This window comes from Aerosakkonema funiforme FACHB-1375 (assembly GCF_014696265.1).
GTDB lineage: Bacteria > Cyanobacteriota > Cyanobacteriia > Cyanobacteriales > Aerosakkonemataceae > Aerosakkonema > Aerosakkonema funiforme_A.
This window is the reverse complement of the sequence record NZ_JACJPW010000007.1, coordinates 93,322-114,359: the sequence shown is the minus strand read 5'-3', so window position 1 is coordinate 114,359 and position 21,038 is coordinate 93,322. Positions and strand designations below refer to the sequence as shown.

General features: G+C 41.2%; 18 protein-coding genes and 1 pseudogene. 1 reads left to right on the top strand and 18 read right to left on the bottom strand.

Annotated features, from left to right (window positions below; translation table 11 throughout):
- Window positions 1-43 precede the first annotated feature (43 nt).
- The 17 genes from H6G03_RS37160 to H6G03_RS04365 form a co-directional block, all read right to left on the bottom strand.
- Window positions 44-394 (bottom strand): hypothetical protein, encoded by a 351-nt coding sequence (locus H6G03_RS37160; RefSeq protein WP_199315129.1) that lies wholly within the window; start codon window positions 392-394, stop codon window positions 44-46.
- A gap of 3 nt (window positions 395-397) precedes the next feature.
- Window positions 398-1,186, bottom strand: coding sequence for an IS4 family transposase (locus H6G03_RS04440; RefSeq protein WP_199315128.1), 789 nt, complete (start codon window positions 1,184-1,186; stop codon window positions 398-400).
- Window positions 1,187-1,751: 565 nt separating this feature from the next.
- A complete protein-coding gene (locus H6G03_RS04435) occupies window positions 1,752-3,926 on the bottom strand; it encodes a DUF2357 domain-containing protein (RefSeq protein ID WP_190462482.1) in 2,175 nt (724 codons plus the stop codon).
- Between the two features lie 4 nt (window positions 3,927-3,930).
- A complete protein-coding gene (locus H6G03_RS04430; RefSeq protein WP_190462479.1) occupies window positions 3,931-6,318 on the bottom strand; it encodes an AAA family ATPase in 2,388 nt (795 codons plus the stop codon).
- Window positions 6,319-6,336: 18 nt separating this feature from the next.
- The gene (locus H6G03_RS04425) at window positions 6,337-8,025 is read right to left on the bottom strand and encodes a hypothetical protein (RefSeq protein ID WP_190462477.1); all 1,689 of its coding nucleotides are present in this window, start codon (window positions 8,023-8,025) and stop codon (window positions 6,337-6,339) included.
- Window positions 8,012-11,260: a DEAD/DEAH box helicase gene (locus tag H6G03_RS04420; protein ID WP_190462476.1), complete on the bottom strand. Its 3,249-nt coding sequence runs from the start codon at window positions 11,258-11,260 to the stop codon at window positions 8,012-8,014. The genes H6G03_RS04425 and H6G03_RS04420 overlap by 14 nt, the downstream gene beginning before the upstream one ends.
- Entirely contained in the window at window positions 11,257-12,648 is a 1,392-nt protein-coding gene (locus H6G03_RS04415; RefSeq protein WP_190462473.1) for a protein kinase domain-containing protein, read from the bottom strand. Before H6G03_RS04415 ends, H6G03_RS04420 begins: the two co-directional genes overlap by 4 nt.
- A gap of 14 nt (window positions 12,649-12,662) precedes the next feature.
- Window positions 12,663-13,283 (bottom strand): vWA domain-containing protein, encoded by a 621-nt coding sequence (locus H6G03_RS04410; RefSeq protein ID WP_190462472.1) that lies wholly within the window; start codon window positions 13,281-13,283, stop codon window positions 12,663-12,665.
- A 477-nt stretch (window positions 13,284-13,760) separates the two neighbouring features.
- A complete protein-coding gene (locus tag H6G03_RS04405; protein ID WP_190462470.1) occupies window positions 13,761-14,201 on the bottom strand; it encodes a hypothetical protein in 441 nt (146 codons plus the stop codon).
- A 247-nt stretch (window positions 14,202-14,448) separates the two neighbouring features.
- Window positions 14,449-14,844, bottom strand: a complete 396-nt coding sequence (ssb, locus tag H6G03_RS04400; RefSeq protein ID WP_190462512.1) for a single-stranded DNA-binding protein — start codon at window positions 14,842-14,844, stop codon at window positions 14,449-14,451.
- Between the two features lie 111 nt (window positions 14,845-14,955).
- Window positions 14,956-15,246 carry a hypothetical protein gene (locus H6G03_RS04395; protein WP_190462468.1) on the bottom strand — a complete coding sequence of 97 codons (291 nt, stop codon included), beginning with the start codon at window positions 15,244-15,246 and terminating at the stop codon, window positions 14,956-14,958.
- A gap of 107 nt (window positions 15,247-15,353) precedes the next feature.
- The gene (locus H6G03_RS04390; RefSeq protein ID WP_190462466.1) at window positions 15,354-16,094 is read right to left on the bottom strand and encodes a hypothetical protein; all 741 of its coding nucleotides are present in this window, start codon (window positions 16,092-16,094) and stop codon (window positions 15,354-15,356) included.
- A gap of 73 nt (window positions 16,095-16,167) precedes the next feature.
- Entirely contained in the window at window positions 16,168-17,202 is a 1,035-nt protein-coding gene (locus H6G03_RS04385) for a DNA polymerase III subunit delta' (protein WP_190462464.1), read from the bottom strand.
- Entirely contained in the window at window positions 17,199-18,161 is a 963-nt protein-coding gene (gene holA / locus H6G03_RS04380) for a DNA polymerase III subunit delta (protein WP_190462463.1), read from the bottom strand. Before holA ends, H6G03_RS04385 begins: the two co-directional genes overlap by 4 nt.
- Window positions 18,162-18,169: 8 nt before the next feature.
- Window positions 18,170-18,628: a hypothetical protein gene (locus H6G03_RS04375; RefSeq protein ID WP_190462461.1), complete on the bottom strand. Its 459-nt coding sequence runs from the start codon at window positions 18,626-18,628 to the stop codon at window positions 18,170-18,172.
- Window positions 18,629-18,634: 6 nt separating this feature from the next.
- Window positions 18,635-19,273, bottom strand: a complete 639-nt coding sequence (locus H6G03_RS04370; RefSeq protein WP_190462459.1) for a hypothetical protein — start codon at window positions 19,271-19,273, stop codon at window positions 18,635-18,637.
- A 152-nt stretch (window positions 19,274-19,425) separates the two neighbouring features.
- Complete coding sequence (locus H6G03_RS04365; RefSeq protein ID WP_190462456.1) at window positions 19,426-19,854, bottom strand: hypothetical protein; 429 nt, start codon at window positions 19,852-19,854, stop codon at window positions 19,426-19,428.
- Between H6G03_RS04365 and H6G03_RS04360 the strand changes: the two genes are divergently transcribed.
- On the top strand, window positions 19,853-20,128 hold the full coding sequence (locus H6G03_RS04360; RefSeq protein WP_190462454.1) for a hypothetical protein: 276 nt from the start codon (window positions 19,853-19,855) through the stop codon (window positions 20,126-20,128). The genes H6G03_RS04365 and H6G03_RS04360 overlap by 2 nt on opposite strands.
- Window positions 20,129-20,279: 151 nt before the next feature.
- Here the strand turns inward: H6G03_RS04360 and H6G03_RS04355 are convergent.
- Window positions 20,280-20,831, bottom strand: a pseudogene (locus H6G03_RS04355) (hypothetical protein).
- Window positions 20,832-21,038 lie beyond the last annotated feature (207 nt).

Sequence of the window (21,038 nt, the reverse complement as noted above, 5' to 3'; positions counted from 1 at the left end):
ATTGTCGCTGATGGGGAACTAACTTCAGGGGGTGACAACGAAGCTAGAGAGGTTGGTGGATCAGGGTTATAGCTCTCAAGCCTTGTTGATAAAATGATTTTTTGTTGGCGGTATAATTAAGCATTTCCTCGACCCATGACTGACAGGAGTAAAAAGCAATTAACCAATTTTCCCCATAAAGGCCAATCCAAAAGTTGCTATGTCTCCTTCGAGTTCTACCAGGCTCTTGAATTCGACAAACATATTTTTGTTGTCCCTGTAGCTTAGTTCTTTTACCTTGTAACCAGGCGGAAGTCATCGCCAAAGCGATTAATAAAATTAAGCTAATTAATCTATGAGGCGATGCTTGGGAATCTTCAAGATTATAACCGCCCGTTTTACAATCTTTAAACATAGCTTAGATGCCGTAACGTTGACTATAAATACGAATCGCACTCTTCAACTCTGGGAGATTAGTCAATAAATACCAAGGCTCTGATTCTTGTTTACTTTTATATTTTCTCTTCCAGGAAACAGCTAAATTAAACCGATTAAAGCCCTTTTTTTGTGTCAAACTAATATGATGATAAAATAAATGAATACCCGGTTGAATTGGGATAGTGCTTAAAGGTTGAAACGACTGTCTTCTTTGGCGGAAAGTAGTGGTGCATTTTTGGCGAAATACGAAGCCAAGATGCTGACGGTGTAACCATTGCGCCAGTTCTATACTCTGAAACTCCCTATCCCCAATAATTACTAATTTATACTTACTTAATAAGCGAATGACTGGACGTAATACTTGTTTTTGTTCCGCGAAATTACAAGCTCCTTTTTTATCTAATAACATCCAAAATATGGGAAAAGCTCTTTTTTGATGAATTGCACTCACCATCAAAACATTATTTTCTTTCCACTGGGTTCTATCTAGAGCGATAATCAGTTGGCTCCCCGGCTTTATTTGATGAGATATTACTTCTTTAATAATCGGAAACCATAAGGCCAATACGCTTAGTTTACTTAAAGATAAGAAACGTTGAATATGACGACGGCGACTACTTTCTAGAATCGGTAACGGCAAGGTGGCTGCCAGCCGTTCTATCCTGACTTGTTTTTGGGATTGTAACAACCATACCAACATCTTCAAGGTAACTAACTGTGCTGGCTTCAGATATCTCTCCAAATATTTTTGATAGAATGAAGGCATCATTTTGGATAGGGTCTTGTGAGATTAACTAGACCTTTTCTTTTTATCACAATTGCATATCTTTTTCTCTATATAGAGTTTGTTCTCAATAAGTAGGGAATTTTTCGACGGGGGTTCTGTCGCGAAACCCTTTGCCTATATGGGTTTGGGGGCGCTTGTCGCCCCCTGAAGTCTCCAGGTTTTCCTGAAATTTTTCGGCAGCAGCCAAGGCAATTATGGCGAAAATGTGACTATCCAGCAACATATAATTTATCTAACACTCTTCCCAATTGGTAATCATTGAGGTGATACTAATCCCAGTCGTTGATTAACAAAAGTTTTGTTTAGACAAAAATTCGAGGAGATTGAATTAAAAGTTGCGCCAAAATATGGAAATTATTAACTACTGCTATGCGCCGCAGGTCGAAAAGATTTTTCCTTTGTCCTACCTTTGTTTGTCAACGGGGAACTTCCGTTTAAGTCCCGTTAATAGACAAGCGACTCAACTCTCTTTGCTTTCCGAAGCTGAAATGTTGTCATGAGTCGCCCTTTCCCTTGGAGACGACAGAATCTATAAATCTGTTAAATTTTATCCCTGACTGAAACAACCGTTACCACATCTTGGGCAATTTTTTACCGTCTCACCCCGTCCCGGGCAAGTTCCACAGTGGGGACAAATCTCCCTAATGCGTCCCGATTCTGGCACTTCATTGGACTCGCATAAAGCCGAAAGCTGATCTCGTCCTAACAATTGTTCCCGTGCCATCGCATGAACGGCGTAGGGAAGCATTCCCTTTGTTGGGGTTAGCGGCTTCATTTTTAACGGTTCAAGCTTCGGAACTTTACCACCGCAATTACTACAGGTTCGCCAGCTCCACTTAGCTTCGCAGTTAGGGCATTTACCTTCATTATGCTGAAATTGCCCTCGTACACTACTGAGGTCATAACGACATACTGGGCATAAAGAAGGATGAATACCATACAGCAGATCTACACCCAAAGTGTGAAAACGTAAAAAACGTTGAAATCGCTCCAATGTACTTAAATCCAAAGGACTAGCAGGCATCATACCAACACGACCTGAAGTGAAAACAAAGGACTTATAATCCTCTGGACTCATAAAGTTTTCACCAATGTTCAACATTCGCTGAATTGACTCTGATGCTATATTCTCGCTCATTTCCCTATCGCGCGGATCGGTTGGGTGTACCAGCAACACGGAAATCTGCATCCGATCGTTATTGAAGTTTCGCTGCTTGGGAACTTGATTGGTTTTGCTTGCTTGATTAATGGCAGCCTGATAAAGAGTATCTAAAGTCTTTTTTACTTCATCTTGATTTCCAAAGAGCGATCGCGCCACTGGAACTACTATCAGTCGAGTACGAATTGGATGAGATGATGTCGATGGTTTACTACTAACAAACTTACTATTAACAGACTGCCAACTGAACTCGATATTAATATTAAACGTTTTGCGATCGGGCGGCTGTACCACTACAGTCCACCCCTCCCACTGTAGCGCCTGGGCAAAATCTAATTCTTGTGGAAAGTTCTCAGTTTTAGCTTTTGCACTATCAAAGCCAATCCAACGCAAAGCTAACAGTACACAGCCATAGATGTAATTGGCATAATCTAACTGGATGTCGTGCTGATTCCTACTTTCCTCTGCTAAGTTAGGAGAACGTTGAAAGTTGTCGAGTATTTCCCACAACTGGCTAATGCGTCGATAGTCAGCATCCATCCTCAAAATATTGGTCGGCTTTAGTGGTGATACCACATCCGGCTTACCAGATAAATTTTTATAAAGAACAGAGTCTAAACAACTACCGATCTCAGCGTATAAAAGGCTAATCTTGTCTTTTAGTTCTCTGGATTTCTCGTATTGTTGCAAATAGTCTTGTTCATGTACCGTATCCAGATTTTCCCAAAGCAATCTCAGTCTCTGTTCCCGGAACCGATTGTACTGATAACCAGTAAATAGATTTTCATGTAACGTCTCAGTTTGATAGTAAGCCCGATCTATTTCCCGAAGTCGCTGCTCTAACAATCGTAGTAACCGTCTGATTAGCGTGGAAACCACGCGGTTCTCATATAAGTCTAGGGTTTCTTCGGGTACTTCACTTCTGATTCGAGCAGGAGTAATCCGAGTCGCGGTGCGAGATTGCCATAATTCCGGTCGAGATGCTAGATGATCGATCGCATCGGGTGGAATACGTCTAGCACGGTCTATCGGCATAATTCGACGCTCGACCATTAGGGTACGTCTAGGTTTATTACATATTCTGATTAAAGAGGGTAGAGTTTGTGCGATCGCCTCGTCAATTTTCAACACTTCTTCATCCATCAGGGAACTGCGAATAGTACCGGGAGAAAAAAACGGCAGACGCTCTAATTCTTCTTTTGATAAGCTAGGTGAAAGTTCTCTAGCTCTATCTGCAAATAAATGCAAAGCAGTTACCATCGCCTCATCAAGTAACGTTCGTAATGGTACTTTGAACTTATACCGCCCAATAAGCATTCCTCCGCTTTGGAAAATACGCACAGAGCAGTATCCCTCGGCATCAACTAAAATAGGCAAGTCGAGAGGAATTTCTTGCTGTCGAGTCAGAGTCTTGTCGTTGAGTACAATTTCAGTTTCGCCGTCTTCAGAAGTGAAGGCAATGCGTATCCGGTAGTCATCAATGCTGTCTAAATGATAACATTCGCCAGATTGAACATCTTCTAACTTCCCAGTCCAACGATTAAGTAAGGAAACAGTCACCATAAGTCTACCGTTTAAATTTATTAATCTCGCTATCTAGCAACTTCAGAGATATCGAAGCATTTCCCAGGGTATTCTTAGCAAAACTCTGTTCAATTGTATCTTTTACTTCTTGCAGCCCAGAACGCACATTTGGATCGGTTCTATTTTGAATTTGCCAAAGTAACTTTCTAGCTATAAAGTGGTCTAACCCTTTGCCTAACGAACCCTCTGCTGCTCGATATGTAGGAAGAAAGATAAATAGTTGATCGAGTAAACGCTGTCCGTAGCCTACTTGGAAATATTCATGCAGTGCTAAACCAATTTCCTCGATACAAACTTTAGCGGCTACTCCATCTGTATTAGGAAAATTTTCGATCGCTTTCTGTTTAGCGTTGTAAAAATCTAAAATATTCAGACTAGCTGCTTCTGTCGGGGGTAATTTCTCTTGTTGAAATGGTTCATCTATTTGCAGAACTTGAGCGCGGTCATATACCTTCCGAGTAATTTCATAAGTTGATTCATCTGTATTGGCAGTACCAATGAACCAAACATTATCGGGAATTGGCAGTCTCACAGCCCCATTTTTTAATTTAAGTCCTTTAGGAAGCTGACCGCTTGTAGGATCGTGATTCAATAACTCAATTTCTCTATCTTCTAAGCGACCTTCCATAATCGAAAGAAAATCGGCAAAATAGTATTCCACTCGCGATAAATTCATTTCATCTAATACAATGAAATAGGGATATTTTCGGTAACGTTCTGTTCCAGCTTCATAGAGCGCTCTCGAAAAAGGAGACTCATTAAAAACGCGAAAGAAAGAATTGTAAGAGCCTACTAAATCAAGTTTATCTCGCCAACTAGACTGCACCTCAATTCTGGCAAATTTTCCTCCCACAGCGTAAGAAAAATATTCTGGTAGGCTAGTTTTACCTGTACCGCTCACACCTTGGATAATAATTAATCGGGAAGATGCCATTGAAGCAATAAAAGCTTGAATCGTATGCTCATCATAATAATGAGCAAACAGCGTACTTTCGGCTTTTCCCTTTTCTAATGCCTCGCGAGTTGGTAAATTCGCCATCCAAGCACGGGTTTGCCGAGCCAACTGATTAAAGTTATTAACAGTTTCCCTATTAATGTTGTCAGTAGCATTATCAGTCTCACTATCCATTTCAGCAAAGTTTGCAAATGCTTGAATTTTCTTATCTTTAAGATTTCCCAGCATCCGCTCTAAGTCTTCTATTTGTTCTTTTAGATATTCATTGAGCAACTTGAGCGTATCCCTCTCTTTACGAAGGGATTCAGTTTCTACCCTTTCTATTTGTTGCAGGCGGCGTATGCGTTCTAAATCATCAACCCTAGCTTGTAAATCCCGATACATAGCCTCGAAATCAATTGCCGCTTCAGCACGACGCCGCAATTCAGCAAGTTCTGCTTCTGAAGGATATTGATCAAGAATTTGTTCATATTCTTGAAGTTTAGTCTCTAGTCGCGTATTCTCTTGCAATAGCCTTTCTGGTGAACCAGATGCAGCTTGAAGAATACTTTTACTTTTTTCTAGTTCTTTTCTAAGCCGATAACTTTCCTCTTGTATAACATCAAGCTGTTGCTGAATTACTGCCTTTTCTGCTCTTAAATTATTGACTGCTTCTTCTGAGCAATTATTTTCACGGTCTGCTAGTTCTCGTTCCTTTTGTTGCAGCTTTTTCTTTTGTTCAGCAAGCCAGTTATTCTCATCTTCAAGGTCTTCTTCTTTGCGTTCAAGGTCTCTTTTTAACTTGCGAATATTCTCTTCTTTTGCTTCAATTGATTGCTGCTTAGCATCAAATTCTTTACGACGTAATTCTAATTCAGATTCTCGGTTTTGGATTTCTTGAATGGTTTGTTCTCTGGCTCTTTGGCGATGTTCGTTTGCCAAATTTTGTGCCCCTTCAATAATCTTATCAGCTTTGTTTTGAGCATTAGCCTCAAACTTTTGAGCGTCCTTCAATACTCGCTCTGCTTGTGTATTTGCAGTATTGATAATTTTTTCTGCTTCCTGTTCAGCAACTTTAACAATCCGTTCCCGCTCTGCTTCTATTTCCCGTTCTTTTTGAATAACCCATTCCTGGCGAGCAGATGCTTCTAACTCTTTAAATCCATTAATAGCTTGTGCTTGCTTGTTTGCTAATTCCTGTTCTCTTTTGATAATTTCAGCTTCTTTGGCTTTAGATTCTTCCTTTTGTACCTCTAATTGAAATTCCAGTTCGTTAATTTTCTCTTGAAGTATTTGTATTTCTTGAGACTGAGGATTAACAGTTGATGAATTTTGATTTTGTGAAACAGCACCATCAGGCTTTACAAGATTTGCTACCGTCGAGGGTTGTTGTAAAGGCTGATTGGAGCGAGTTGAACGTCTATTGTTTCTACCCATTTGTACCTCTTAGTATAATTAGCTAATTGTCAAGCGCCACGCTTGAAGAACTAAACGGACAATTTGATACATCTTTTCGACTAAATCCTCAACCAAAATGATTGGCTCGTTGTGACTTCCGCCTGCATGAGCGCCGAACTGGTTGCGATTTTGAGCGATTCGATCTGCATCTAACAAAAAAGTAGGATTTTCTGCTAGTAGATATTCAAGAATTCGTCTATGTAAGCTAGATTTTCGACTGGCTGACAACAAAAATGTAGCCACATAAGGACGTAAGGAATCTTTACCGCCATTAATAACATTACGAATCGCCCCCATTTTTGTACATATAATTCGCTCTGGAATCTCGTTTATTCCACAAGCTTGAACTGTATCTGTCAGACATTGTTTAAAAGTATACCCCCGTTTATATGCTTCCCAAATATTATTAGGAATTGAATCAAGTTGTAGTAAAGATATCATCAACTGTTCTAAAACTCTTTGGATTCGGGTAATGGTGGTATCTACCTCATCAAATCCACGTTCCAAAAGCAATCGCGACTGTTCTACCCGTTCGATTTCTTCCCAAACTCGATGCCATAAACGATTGGGAGGTTGTCCAATTTCCAAAGCTACTTTATTGTAAACTTGGCGTGCTACAGTAACAGGCTCAAGATGGGGAGGTTGCTTAAGCTTCCAGATTTCACGGCTATGAGATTGTAAATGTTCTACAAGTTTTTTGCCCTCTTCACATTGAGATGCGGCGAAGTTTAGCAAACGCACCCAACGCAAACCATCCGGAAGTCCAAAGGGACAACGGAGAGAGAACAAACCATGATAAGAGCCTTCAATTGTACAGGAAACTAACAAGTAGAAACGTTGCGATCGCTGGCTCAGAATACGCACTCGAAATTTTTCTAATTGTTCCGCTTGTTTGTCCTTCTTAGGCACTAGATTATCTAGTTCACTAATATCAGTAAATTCGCAGATATCGGCTTGGGTATTATCCGGGTCGTTAATTGATCGATCGATCTGAATTCGTTTGAGCAAACGACGATAAGTTTCTATTGCCGATATAACATTAGAAGCATTAAGAGGGGCTAACTTTTGTCGTATCCAAGGAAGTTGAAAAGCTTCGGTAATTTCTGAGCGTTGGGGGTCGGCGAAACGGAAATTTTCTGTATAAAAATATGGAAGTAATTCTCCGGCTGTCGCTTCTTGAAAAATCCAACCGTAGTTTGTTCTTTCCTCCTCTACTTCACCTTCCTGGCTGAGAATTTTCTTCCCTGTTTCTGTCAAACGACCATTGCTATCAAGATAATTTTGCTCCTTCAACTGCATCATCACATTCCACAGACAATCTTTGTGCTGTCCCATTAATTTAGCTTGGTCTTGATGGCGTATAACTCCAGCACGACCTAAACGTAGGGAAGTCAGTTGTAGGAAATCTAGCTGCCTAGTTATTATTTGAGGAGCAGCAATTCTCCATCCATAAACAGGCCATAAAATAAAAATAGTCTTTCGATTCTGATTCTCAGCTTCTTCTTTTTGCTGAGTGAATCTGAGAATTCCCACACCTTGCTCTAGCCTAGTGTTAGATTCTCCACCGGATAGATGATTGCTAGGTAAAGGTATGAGGTTATCGGGGATGAATTCATCCTCAAAAAGTAACTCATCGTCGTCAAATTCAAGGGGCATATTGTTATCTTCGCGTTTAGATATCTGCATACCCTTCCTCACTGCTACAGAGATCGATAAAAGCTTTTAGTGGCTCAGACCAAGGTGTACCATCAGGACGCATCCCAGCAACACAAGCGGCATCTCCTACTCCAATCAAGACACATCGAGCGCGACTGAATGCAACACAAAGCCGATTCGGTAATGCGGTAAAACCAAGGCGTTGTTCAACAGATTCGTTCTGATTACTACGAACTGTGGAGAGATATACGACATCATACTCGCGTCCTTGAAAAGCATCGACAGTTCCAACTCGTACTCGTCGTTGTAAATGGTCAGGTAAACCGTCACGCGGATTGGCGATCGCCTCTTTGAGTGCTTCTTCTTGAGCAGAGTAAAATGCAATTACTCCCACCATTCCAGCAGGTTGGCTTGGATCGAAGTCAGGATATTTTTCCTCAATTCGAGGTAAAATGTGGCGAAGTTCAGCCACGATACAGCTAACTTCAGCAGGTCTTTCCCAACTAGATTTTCCAGCCCGATTTTCACCTCCTTCATTAGCTGGAACATCTAACCAAACAACAGGTTTTTGATTGTAAGCACCTGTGTAATTCGGTCGTGCTTCTGGTTTGACGAAGCTTGAATTAATGGGGCTTTCTGTATAAAAGCGATCGCTGACAAATTTCCCAATCGTAGGGTGCATCCGAAACTGATCTGTCAATTGAGCCGTCCGCTCAATCCCGTCTATTACTGTTTGTTGAGGAAGGGATGCCCAGAGCCTTTCAAACAAACTCTTTCCATAAACTTCCCGTAGCTTCTCATCACCTTCTTTAGCTAAACTCTGCTCAATTTCTCGCTCCAACACATGGGGAAGTTGTTTGTGATCGCCAACTAGGATAATTCGTCGTCCTTTGACCATTGGTATGAGTAAATCTAGGGGATTTGCTCTTGCTGCTTCATCTACTATAACCAAAGTGAAGGTTCGATTATCCATTCCTAACCATTTTGAGTCTGCTTGTCCGCAACTGGTTGCTTGGATTGGTGCATATTTCCGAATAACTTCTCTAACATAATTTGGATCTTCCTCTAAATCTCGCACAAATAGTTCGAGTGCTTCTTGTATTCCTTCTTCGCTTTGGGCGCGAACTACCTCGATTTCCTCAATAGCTGCTAGAAGGCATTGTTCTATTTCCACATCAGAAATATCCTGTTCAGCAATGGCTTGAGTGACAGGAATTTCCAGCAATTGTTGGCGAATGCCGATGCAGGCACTCTGTAAAGATAACCAAGGTTCCGAATAAGTTGTATTTTCTGCGTTCCAAGATACTGCCACTTCTACCGCTTCAATAATATCCGGTGAAAGGTTATCCAAATAAGGCTCTAAGAAACGTCGCAGTCGTCGAGCTTGCCGATTTCCATCGTCTTTAAAACTTTCTTCTGTGGTACATTGCTGATTAAGTCGTCGCTCTAGTTCATCTCTATCATCAGGATCTTCAATTATTGGCTGACTTTGTTTTTGAATGACTGGGGCAGTACTCGCAAGGCGATCGAGTTCAGAAATTCGCTGAACTGATAAAAAGCGTTCTGCTGCATTGCGAAAAGCTAAAAGAATTTCATGGGTTCCTTCACGTCCTCCTGCTGAGGTGCGCCAATGGGAAAGGTAGCCTTTGAGTCGGTCAATCAATACCAGAGTTGGAGATGGTTCGGTGGAGAGGTGAGAACGGACTTCTTGGATAACTTGATTTCTCCAAGCTTGAATCATTTCAGAGCCTCGGTCTTCCCCTTTTTTGCCCCCTAGTCTGTCTACTGGAAGTCCAGCAATACTCATACTAGCGATCGCATTATCCACTGCTTCATGTTGGAGACTCGTCACTAAAACTGTTTCCAGCACTTCACCTGTATCTCGCCCCTCATTGAGCATCGTCAGCAACGCCTGAATGACTCTCGTCTTTCCGGTTCCAGGTGGCCCTTGAATCAGTGCAATATCTGGCGTACTTAGTGCAATTCTTAATGCTTTTTCCTGAGCGGGTGTTGGCCCAGTTTCACCAAAAATTTTGCGTGCAGCTTTAGTTAGTTGCTTTCTTTGACGAGGAATTGCTCTGTTAAATGGTTTGCCTTCCAGAATTAGACCCAAATAAGGAAGGCCAGAGCGAGCTGTTTCTAAAGTAGTTAGTGCTTTTTCACGCTTCTGAATTCGAGATTGTTCAAGAGCCATTGAGGGAGAAATTTCTCCAGTTTTGGGGGGTTCTTGTTCGCCTTCCCAAACCAAAGTAAGGCGATGAGTTTTATGGTCATACCCTATTAATAATGCTTCAGGCATACTTGCGTTATCTTGTATGGTTACAGGAAGCCCATCGCCTGAAATATGTTTGAGCCAAGGCGTTATGTTCGCAGAGCGTTCTAAGTCAAAAGTTAGTAAATTTCTACTGTTATCTTCACCTATAAAAGTTGGTCTACCTTGGTATGGTAAAGGAGACAACAGGCCAAAACGCTCTTTTAAAATGCGATTTTCTTCAGTATTATACCGCTTCCAACTGGCTATCCAGCTATCATTTTCCTGAACAACTTTACTCAAAGCAGAAATAGCTGCCGATCGCATTTTGCTAGCAACAGTTTGGTCGCAAAATTCTAACGGTTGGCGCATTAAATAAATAGCGCGATCGCTCAAGTTACGCCCTTGCCGTTTCATTGCTTCCGTTACAAGCTGCCCATCTTCTTGAGGAGTTAAATTGAGCGACCAAGATTTCCCTAATACAGAAAAACCCTTTTGAAACTCAGGATCTTTGGCACCTGATGTTACAAACCAATAGCCTAATTTATCAAGAATGAATTCTTCTTCTAAGCGGCGCTTGCTATCGTTAAAATTTTTCACATTGCGCCAATTACGCATGACAACTGTTTCAATAAATTCATCAGTGAGAGCAACTTGTAACTGAACTGGAATCTCAGAGTTAGGTACATTAAAGGAACGCCCTTCAATTTCAATGTGCTTGTCTGTTGCTTTCATAATGCAGCCGACAATCAGAGTATGTCCTGATTCCAGTTCTGAAAGCAGAATTTTAGCATCGGTCGAATCTGGTTCAAGTTCAACGATTGTTTCAGAGTCACGATCGTTAGCGACTTGAAAACATAGAGTATCTTCGTCTATTCGCTGTAATTCAACAATCTTATCTTCCCATTGTTTCTCCCAGTTTTTTCCATTCCCTAGCTTAAAACTACCAACAATTCGCCGCGCTAAGAAACGCCCACTTACCAGTTTGCCGAATTTGAGGTCGAATAATTTCATAATTGGCCTCCCCTAGACGGATTTCGCACTTTTGCTCTAATGCCTGAAGGAAAGACAATCAATGTTTTATCAAATAGCCAGACAATTTCACCAGGAGGGCAAGACAATGACTGATCCCTAGCATCTTTTGTGTACCAAGTATCTTGGCTTAAATTTTTTAGTGCATAGCCATTACTATTCCGTGGAATACCAAACTGTGCAACGTAGCCCGTAGTTTCGATATCGTTATCTACTAAACGCTTAGGAAGCATTTTTTGTCTTTTATCTAATACAAACCGATGTGATTTTTTGATTCTTTTAAGTTCCTTGATTTCATCTTCATCCAAGTCATCAATAGACGGATCTGAATCAAAGAAGCCAAGTTCGATAGGGCGATCGCTTTTTTCACCACACCAGTCACAAACAAGTGAAGCTCCCCGGATATCTGGTAAATAGGAAGTAGCATTACATTTTGAGCAAAGTGCTGTTTGATCGGCAGCTTCTTCTAATGCACTTAACCATTCTTCGGGAGAAGGTCGCGCCCAAGGGTCTAATACACCCGATTCAAACGCCTGGATGCAAAGTTTTTGCAGTCTCCGAGTTAACACCTTGCTCCTTGGTAAACCAGGACTGGAGGATTTAGAATAATTATCTTGGGAATAAATAAAGGGAAGCTCACCCCGCAGAGCAATTTCCTCAAGTTCTGGCTCACCGTAGATTACTTCATCGCTAAAAAAGGGATGGTTTAGCACTAATAGGTAAAAAATTGCTACTGCCAAAGACCAGCGATCTGAGGCATGATTGGGAAAACGAGACTCTTTTAAAAGTTCTGGAGCAATAAACTGTTCTGTCCCTATAACTTCCGCTAAGGAGGTTCCCGGAATAATTAAGTTATCAGGGTCGATGAGTTTAATAGATGTTGTCGTTGGGTCTGATGGAACAAGAACGTTTTGCCAGGATAAATCCACGTAACATAAACCATTACGGTGAATTTGCTCAAAGGTTCTGGCTAACTCGCCGCAAATTCTTAAACGGCGACGTAACCCACCTGTTGAGGCGTGCCAGTTGGGGTTGCGATCGTGTGGATGTGGATAAACTAAGTTAGAGAGGGGGATGGAATCTTGAACTCGATCCATTACATAGCCTAAATACGGCTCATTTAAAACAGCGCGAGGCAATACTAAGGAATTTATGTCTAACTTCCGTCGTGTTAGCAGGCGAAGTTGTTTGCGAGTTTCATCGGTATGTCTAGATTGGGGTGGTCGGCAAACTTTTACTAGAATACTGGCATCCTCAGTAGTAAATACGGCTCCTTGTCTACCTTCATTTAGCTGCTCAATTAGCCTGTAACGTCGCCCTTCGAGATCTCGAACAATTTCACCCGGTTTTGGAAAAGAGAATTTGGTCACTTTTACCCCTCCACTTAAAATTCTAAATCGTCATCATTAAGCAAGTGAAGCGGTAAATTGCCAGAAGAATTGGGATTTCTAGCTGTTGAACGTGCCATCACTGACATAGTGACGAAGCGAAAGAAGTCCATCAACTTAAGCACCTCTGTCGCACGCACAACTGGAATTTCTGGATGGTTAACGAAAGTTTTAAGTACATCAAAGTCGCAATCATCACCAATACCAACAGCTAGACGAACGGCACGTCCTCCGCGATCGGAATCTAATAGATTTTGGAGCGGTTCCTCCCAATCATCATTCGGCTGACCATCACTAACCAGAACTATACTAGGCAGATAAGAACGTTTCGGCATCTGCTGCTCATCTTCCAGTAGCTGAAGAGCAATTTTGAAGGCGGCTCCCATAGATGTTGTGCCGCTGGCAGTTAAAGTAGGTAGATGAACGTCTTCTACAGGAGTCAAAGGGAGAAGTAGCTGAGCGTTACTGGCGAATGTAATGATGCTAGTGTGTAGATGACTGCGAGTATCGTGTAAATCCTTGAATTTTTGGTGCATTTCAGCCAGTGCAGTATGGAGGGTATCAATCTTCTCGCCCTCCATGCTGGTACTGACATCTGCCAGTACAATAATTGGCAATGGTCGTCTCTGTGGTAGGAAATCGTTAGGGTTGACTTGCATATTCAAATAGACATTTTTGGGCAGCTATGGCCTCACTGTTCCTTGCATCACAAGGATGGGATTGCTCTTCTACTTTAGGGTTCCCAGTAACTCCCGCAAAATCACTAGACTTAACCTGAAAGTTGAGTGCTTGTTAGTCCCCCTTTGGCCCAATGGAAAATTTTCCATTGTTCTTAAGCGCTCACCACTGTCAGCAACTCCTCAAACAGCGGATCGCCAAAGCTCATCTACCCCATTGAGGGCATTTGATCAAATTTTTGCACAAACTTGCGATGATTTGGAAAATGTAAATATAACGGAAGTTAAGGGAAACTTAAGAGCGCGATGCAAACCCTGCATGATTTGTTACCAATAATCAGCCATCCTATTATTTATGAAAGAGGGAACAGGGAAAACTGTTCCCTCTTCCCTGTTTTGACAAACGCAGTAAAACCGCTAGAACGGAATTTCGCTATACTCTGCGGTAGCTTTACCGTTACTAGCGACAGGAATAGGTACTGAAATATTTGCTCCTACACCAGCAACAGCCCCCACAGGTGCAGCAGGAACTACTGGAATAACCGGAGTAGACCCAGAAGTAGGTTGTCCCCCAACCACAACAGTTCGTTCCACAGTCAACAGCATTTGATGATTGGGATTAGTATCATTGGGCTTGAAAATATTGAGTCGCCCAGATACAACATGGACAGCGCCAACACCCCCATTATTGAGAGCAACAGCAGCTTCCCCATAAGCTTGAAACCGTAGTGGACGTACCTTGTATCCAGAGCGATCGTAATATTTAAACGAACATTGTCCAGAAACATTCAAAGTTCCATCTTGAGTGTGAGAAGCTTGCAGAGAATCAATCCGAACTCTTAATTGTGCGTTATTCATGGTATTTTCCCATTATTGGTTCAAAAAATCAAGCGCTTCTGCGCCATAAGAAATATCCCGACACCATAAAAGTGCCGGAATATTATAGTAAGCGTTCAGCTATCAGCAGTCAGCAGTCAGCTAATTCGACTTTTAGCGCTAATCTCTCTTTATTTTGCCCCTAAGAAGAGACAGTCAATTCCCGACCGAAGCTTCCTCGCTGATACCTGAAGGCTGAACGCTTACATATTATAGAAATGCCATTCGCTTAGAAATCGCTTTGCTCTGAATTAGTTTGGTCAGATGAATTAGGAGAATTAGCCAGAGAGTTAGAATTAGGATTAGAGCCAAGTAATTCCAGATTATTAGCCCGAATAACAGGCTTAACTCGCTGTTGACCAGTAACTTGGTCAGTCCATTCATCAAACTTCAATTCACCCTGAATACCGATTAAGCTGCCCTTATCAGTGTAATTAGCAGCCACTTCCGCGATATTACCCCAAATTTCCACCGCAAACCAATCAGGCTCCGAATCTTTCTTGCTAGTGCGACGGTTAACAGCCAAAGAAAGCTTTGTCAGGACAGCGCCACTCTCAAAATACTGAGTTTCTGGCTTCTGACCAACTCGACCAACAAGATTGATAATATTGAGGTTATCAGACATATTAATTTCCCCAGTAATGCTCTTTTTGACAGCGCGACAGCGCCACTTTAAAATGAGTTGAGAAGTTACCATCAATCTCCGTTAGATGCGTTAGATTGATGGTAATATTTATTAAGCAGCCGTCTTAGCTCTGTACTCTTGGATACGCTCAAAAGTCTCGTTAGCTCGCCGACCAATTTCATTAAGAGTCAGCAGTTGACAAGCCAATTCCAAAAGCTCTTGATTATCAGCTTCAGCCAAAGTTTGATAAACTTGACTACGAACCAACTTAGCATCGTGAGCTTCAGTAGTCGAATCCGCTACTGCTTGCCAATAGCGCCTATTCTCTGCTAATTCAACTACTTGAGACAAAAGCTTCTTACGATTAATGCGAATTCCAAGTGAACCAAGTGAAATAGACATTAGGAGTCTCCAAACTTTTCAGAATTTAAGATGCGTCAGCAAAAAAATACCTCTGACAACCAAGGAGTTGTCAGAAATATGATAAATTCAACATTTTTCTACCAAATCTACAGATTATCGAGGGGAACTTTGTTAGCTAAAGCAGCAGCCAATTCGTGATGTTCTAACTTAGTTCGACCTTCAATTCCATATTTGTTGGCTAACTTTTTGAGCTTGGTTTTACTCAGTTCCAAAAGTTGCTGTTCTGTAGCTAGATTTGGGATATCCATCGAAGTTTTCTCAATCGATTCCACAAGCTCTAATGCGCTTTCTCCAGACTCAACAAATTTTTCAGAATCTTCCACAGATTCAGCTATTTCAGGCGCAGAACCTTCTATTAAGTTATCCATTGAATTTGGTTCAGATGACTCCACAATATCAACAGATTCTCTCGGAGTAATTCCCACAAGTTCATCCAGCGAAATTTCTCCAGTTACCTCCACAGACTCAGTGGTATTATCCACCTCTGTTAGTTGAGTTTCTGCAAGCAGAAGCTCTGTTTCAGAATGGCTCACTTCCTGACGTTCTACAAATTCTATATTTGAGGTAAACTCAGAAGTTTCCCGTGCAATGTTGCTGACCTGTGTTAGTGTAGGACTACTTAAATCAGCCTTACAATTCTCCTGAAAATTAGCACCAGATTCTAGGATGGATAAAGCCTTGTCAGGCAATTGAGAGAAAACGATCGTAGCGTCTTGTTTGTGGATAGAAGAACGAAACTTAGCACCAGCTTGTCTTAGTTGAGAAGCCAAAGTATTAAAATTGTCGATCGGAACTTTATGAGTAGGTAAAAGAGTTGGATGACCCATAGATATCCTTTTTTTCTTGTTTTTCGCTATTTTGAGGCGCGTCAGCGAACACTGCTATTTCAAAGATAAGCTCTCAACTAGCTCCATTTTCTGCTAATTTCAACAGACACACTTCAAAAACCAATTGAGATTGTGCAAGACGGAGTGACTTTTTAGCATTCTCCAAAACCTCTATAATTCTCCTATCTCTTTTCATTTTCCAAAGTTGAAATTGCCAATAATCCAGTAACCATAACTGAGGAAAAAAGTCAAGCTTTTGGCTAATAGTTTTGGCAACTTGGAGAAGTTGGGAAGTAGCTTGATTAAACTCCAGAATTGATGGCACTCCAGGAACAATTTGTTCAATGTGCATTAAATAATTCCAAGCTGCGATCGCATTCCCCGGACACCCCTGCGCCATCTCAATAATCTCAGGATATGCTAAAATCTGAGAATACCCCATCCTCTCCAATACCTGACACATTTCCTGTTGACCCAAATTTCTAAAAGGAATCACACAACAACGGGAACGGATGGTAGGTAAAATAGACTCAGAATTAGCAGCAATCAAAATCAGAGTAGCATTTCCCGGTTCCTCTAGAGTCTTCAACAGAGCATTAGCAGCCGTCGATGCGATCGAATTTACCCCCTCTATCACCACAACTTGTCGGGATGCTGATAGAGGAGGATAAGCCAAGAAATTAGCAATCTCTCTAACTTGCTCAATGCGAACAACTGGTGGCTGTTTGAACGTAAGTTCAAGGGAAGCAGCAGTAGAAACATCGATAAATTCCCCAGAATGCAAAAATGTCGGTTCTACCCATAGAACGTCTGGATGTGTACCCGCCTCAATATGTAACGCACATTTACTTGCTGTTTCTGTAGGTAAGGGATGACACAAGCAAGCTTGGATAAAGCACTTAGCAGTAAGGCGTTTACCCACACCATCAGAACCGACAAACAGAAAAGCATTTGGTACTCTGTTAGTAGCGATCGCCTTTTGCAGCAGCTTAATAGCCGTTGATTGACCAACAATCTCATCAAAGAATGGTTCAAAAGTAGCTCTCTCTGGTATACCAGTAGTATCTGTAGGGTCGCCAGGGTCGGGGAAAAATTGTAAAATGCTCATGCAGTGCAAAGAGAAATAATGTGGCTAGTAAAAAGTGATTCAGTACCACCAAGTTTTGCTAGAATTTCCAACTCTAACAATTGGTACAAAACTTGCTTTAATCTGTTAATGGAAATCGCGCTAATTTCTTGTTTCAGATAGTAGACACGGTTGGGATTTCCAACACCTGCTGCTGTTGCGATCGTATAATTATCTAAGACCCCCTCAGCTACCATAGCCTTCACAATTAACCAAGTACGAAATGAGGTAGTGAGAGTAGCAACAATCTTGACAATTGGTTCATTTTGTGATAGAAGCGTGGTAAAAACTTGAGTAGCTGTAGAGACATCTTTCACACAAATAGCTTTGGCGAGTTGGAGAGTATTAGTGGTAGCAATGCTAACCAAGCTTTTCATAAGGTAAACCTCAACCTCAGAGTCTACCGCCACCAAGCTAAGTTTCTCCAACTCATTAAACAAGAGCCTAGTATTATTACCCACTGAAACTGCTAAGAGATTAGCTGCTTCATCGGATATCGAGATAGACAACTCCCTGGAAACTTCTTTAACTCTGTTGGTTAGCTTTTGAGTATCCCAAGCCGGGATGAGGGAAAACTCTTTGACTTGAGCATACTGAGAAATTAACTTAGTAAACTTGAGGCGGTTGTCTAATTTTGATTTGCTGGTTAGCAATAGATGATTACTGTCTGGTATATTTACCAGAGTACGTGACAGTTGCTCAATTTTAGTTTCATCAATTGCTTTGAACTCTCCCAAATTGGATAGAAGCACCAAGCGTCCACCTTCGCCCATTGGTGGAGTTAAAATGTCATTACGAGCGGCTCTAAAGTTGTCTTCTCCAAACTGATAACGGGAGAAATTGAATATTTGCCACTCTGGATGAACAACGGTGTCACGTAATAAATTAATACTACGTTCGATGAGATAGTCGTCATCACCCCAATAAATGTAAATAGGCATGGTGATTCTCAGTTAAATGGTGAAATCGGTACAGTTTTGATAATCCACATCCAAGAATCTAGTTTGATTTCTGGAGACGTTTTTTGGATTTCAATGTAAAGCCTATCCGAATATGGAATTGTACTGGTCTGGAAGTTAATCCCAGTCATTTGAACAACTTCTAACGATATTTGATTGAGCTTTTCCACATCTATGCTGGCAATAGCTAGGTGTAATGAGTTGTCAGAAGTTGGTAGTATTTCTCCCACTCTTCCCCAAGGGAATTCCATTGGGAGGTCGCCAATAGTTGGCAAGAGTAATGGCACCTCATTAACCTTAAAGTTTTTGGCTAACCACTTTCCATCCAAAGGAGAATCTTTTGATAATCTTAGAGGTTGCGGTTCGACAGGACGAATTAAGAAACCAGGTTCCTTGGCTAATTTATCAACTTCCCAATTAGCCAGGTATAAAATTGAATTATTGTTCATTCAAAGTCAAAAAAGCGTATATTGTAGTGGTCGATTTTCTGTGTCAGGCGGCGATTTTTGAGAGGTTGTGGCTGAGGGAAGAGGTTTCTTACCCCATCCTCGTCCTTTCGCGGCTTCTACAACTTTTCTTCGGATATCTCTCGCTAACTGCTCAAAATCCGACTTAATCGACTCAAATTTAACTGGTCTATCTTCCCCAAGCAGTTGCCATAAAGAAGTTTTTTGAAGTCGCTGATGTTTGGAAAAAACTTCATTCCCCGCCCACAAATAAACGTTGACCCAATCAGAATGTAAAGGTGCCTCCATCGTAGCAGGATACATACAAGCGAGGACTTCTGCTGGCGTTGCTAGCACACCAATTTCACCTGTTTCATGTTCTTGGAAAATTCGCTCCAATCTGTCTAGATAAACGGCTTCTATCAGCCATTTGGGTAACGTTTCCATCCAAAGAGATTGATGCACAATTACTGGCCCAGCTAACCAGCGAACGTGAGGGATAGAAAATTGAGCTATTTCTAACATCGTGGCAATCACTTCTTTGTTAGCTCCATTTTCCAGCAGCAGATTCGTCATCTTTTTAAAAGAATCTGGAACTGGTTCAATTTGGGAAGACAATTCAAATAGGGAGGGGTGTGGATTTGACATTATTGTTTATGCCTGATGTTGCTAATATTTGGCGCGTCAGCGCCGCCATAAATCAACCAAAATTTAGGGAAAATGAATGGGTTCTTACATTCAACGATTGCCAGCATTTAGTAAAAAAAAGACCCGGAATAACCGGGTCTAATCGTGGCAACTTAAGCGACTAATTGAATTTGTCGGATTAGTGAGGAAATCGGACTATTTTTACTAGGCGTAGTTAGCCCATACTTGATTAGTAAATTGTGGTGAATCTGCAAGAGCCATTGAGTTTTTGGTAGAGCAATTCCACTGCCAACAAATCCTTTGAAACAGATAAAATCTCCGTTTCTATCAGGTTTAGGAGCGATGCGTGCTGACCAAAGGTTTCTCGATATGCAAAGTTCCACATAGCGAATGTCTGCATCCAGCTTATAGGCTAAGGCAATGCTATGGGCAGAAGTGGGTAGTTCGGTACAATTCAATCGGAAAGCATGAACGCCGCCAAATGTATCGTAGATAGCCCAAAGTTCTTCAGGATTTTCGTGGCAAAGTTGTTTGAGATTTTGGTAAACTTCGCCGCGATGTGGCGTATCCCAATCGAGCATGATAAAATTATTGAATCTGATGGATTTAATGCCAGCTACAGTAGCAACGCAAAATCCATATTTCTTCAAAGAGTCGGTCTGCTTTTGGTCAAGAGAAAACCTTTTAGAGTACATTAGCAACCAGGGAATTCATCAATCCCAATGGCGGCGTCAGCGCATTTTTATGTATGAGTTAATATCCTTTTGTAAGGGCTTTAAAATTACTCAAAATATTGGTATGCGTAGTCAATTTGACACTCTCAGTATAACAAGAGAAATCACCGCTCAGTATTGATAAACTAATCTTTTGTGTAGGTTGAAAATTATTTACAACAAATAGATTAATTTACTTAAAAGCTTGTAAATCTTTTATAAAAAAATAAGTATTTTTGTTTCAAGTTGGAAGTAAATTATTTTGAGATTTACGATTGGACAGCACTCAGAAACTAACGACCCTCTGCTAGATCCGCATAAATAACAATCTCTACTCCTAAAATTAACAGTAATATGATATCAACCTACCAAAGAATGTGAATAGTGACCGGAAATTGTGTTACTAGAAATCGGAAAGCTACTAATGCAATTACACCGGAGAAAACAAAAGTAATCTCATCAATAATTAACTGTTCTATTTTGCGTCGTTTTCGTCGTCGATCGCTTCTGTGTACTATTTCCCAGCCGAAAATTGATTCGATATCTGTATGACCAGTTTGCTCTTTAATTTTTTCAACTAAATTCAGGCGAATATATCTACCGAGCGCCGAAATTTTTTCATCGTTGACAAGATAAGTCCAACCAAGAATCAGACAAACCCAAGGAATAACAAGCAGTGCATAATAATTAGTTGTATTGGCGAGCGCGAAAGAAATAACTGCACCAAAAGCCCCTAAAGTTACGTAAAGAAGGTTGTCGCGAAAACCAATTCGTTGGGTTTGCTCATCCTTTAGTTTTTCGTATTCCTTGAGATACACTTCCAGCATTTGTTGCTTGTCATTCATAGTCTTTCCTAGTGTATAAAGTTGGTATGTTACCGTGGCCGATCGCTAGCACAGGCCATCTAACCAGGTGCTGGCTTAGGCGCGATCGCCTAAACATAGTCTAATTCCTGGAGTAGCTAAAATGTCTAGGAAACTAATCAACTGCTAAAAGGCAGAAATCCGCTAGGCGAATACCAACAAAACAGCCAAAATGTAGAAATAGCCACT

Bases quoted from the DNA above. Each gene is read 5' to 3' on its own strand.
- H6G03_RS37160 (WP_199315129.1), bottom strand. From the start codon at position 394: ATGTTTAAAGATTGTAAAACGGGCGGTTATAATCTTGAAGATTCCCAA.
- H6G03_RS04440 (WP_199315128.1), bottom strand. From the start codon at position 1,186: ATGATGCCTTCATTCTATCAAAAATATTTGGAGAGATATCTGAAGCCA.
- H6G03_RS04435 (WP_190462482.1), bottom strand. From the start codon at position 3,926: ATGGTGACTGTTTCCTTACTTAATCGTTGGACTGGGAAGTTAGAAGAT.
- H6G03_RS04430 (WP_190462479.1), bottom strand. From the start codon at position 6,318: ATGGGTAGAAACAATAGACGTTCAACTCGCTCCAATCAGCCTTTACAA.
- H6G03_RS04425 (WP_190462477.1), bottom strand. From the start codon at position 8,025: ATGCAGATATCTAAACGCGAAGATAACAATATGCCCCTTGAATTTGAC.
- H6G03_RS04420 (WP_190462476.1), bottom strand. From the start codon at position 11,260: ATGAAATTATTCGACCTCAAATTCGGCAAACTGGTAAGTGGGCGTTTC.
- H6G03_RS04405 (WP_190462470.1), bottom strand. From the start codon at position 14,201: ATGAATAACGCACAATTAAGAGTTCGGATTGATTCTCTGCAAGCTTCT.
- ssb (WP_190462512.1), bottom strand. From the start codon at position 14,844: ATGTCTGATAACCTCAATATTATCAATCTTGTTGGTCGAGTTGGTCAG.
- H6G03_RS04395 (WP_190462468.1), bottom strand. From the start codon at position 15,246: ATGTCTATTTCACTTGGTTCACTTGGAATTCGCATTAATCGTAAGAAG.
- H6G03_RS04390 (WP_190462466.1), bottom strand. From the start codon at position 16,094: ATGGGTCATCCAACTCTTTTACCTACTCATAAAGTTCCGATCGACAAT.
- H6G03_RS04385 (WP_190462464.1), bottom strand. From the start codon at position 17,202: ATGAGCATTTTACAATTTTTCCCCGACCCTGGCGACCCTACAGATACT.
- holA (WP_190462463.1), bottom strand. From the start codon at position 18,161: ATGCCTATTTACATTTATTGGGGTGATGACGACTATCTCATCGAACGT.
- H6G03_RS04375 (WP_190462461.1), bottom strand. From the start codon at position 18,628: ATGAACAATAATTCAATTTTATACCTGGCTAATTGGGAAGTTGATAAA.
- H6G03_RS04370 (WP_190462459.1), bottom strand. From the start codon at position 19,273: ATGTCAAATCCACACCCCTCCCTATTTGAATTGTCTTCCCAAATTGAA.
- H6G03_RS04360 (WP_190462454.1), top strand. From the start codon at position 19,853: ATGATAAAATTATTGAATCTGATGGATTTAATGCCAGCTACAGTAGCA.
- H6G03_RS04365 (WP_190462456.1), bottom strand. From the start codon at position 19,854: ATGCTCGATTGGGATACGCCACATCGCGGCGAAGTTTACCAAAATCTC.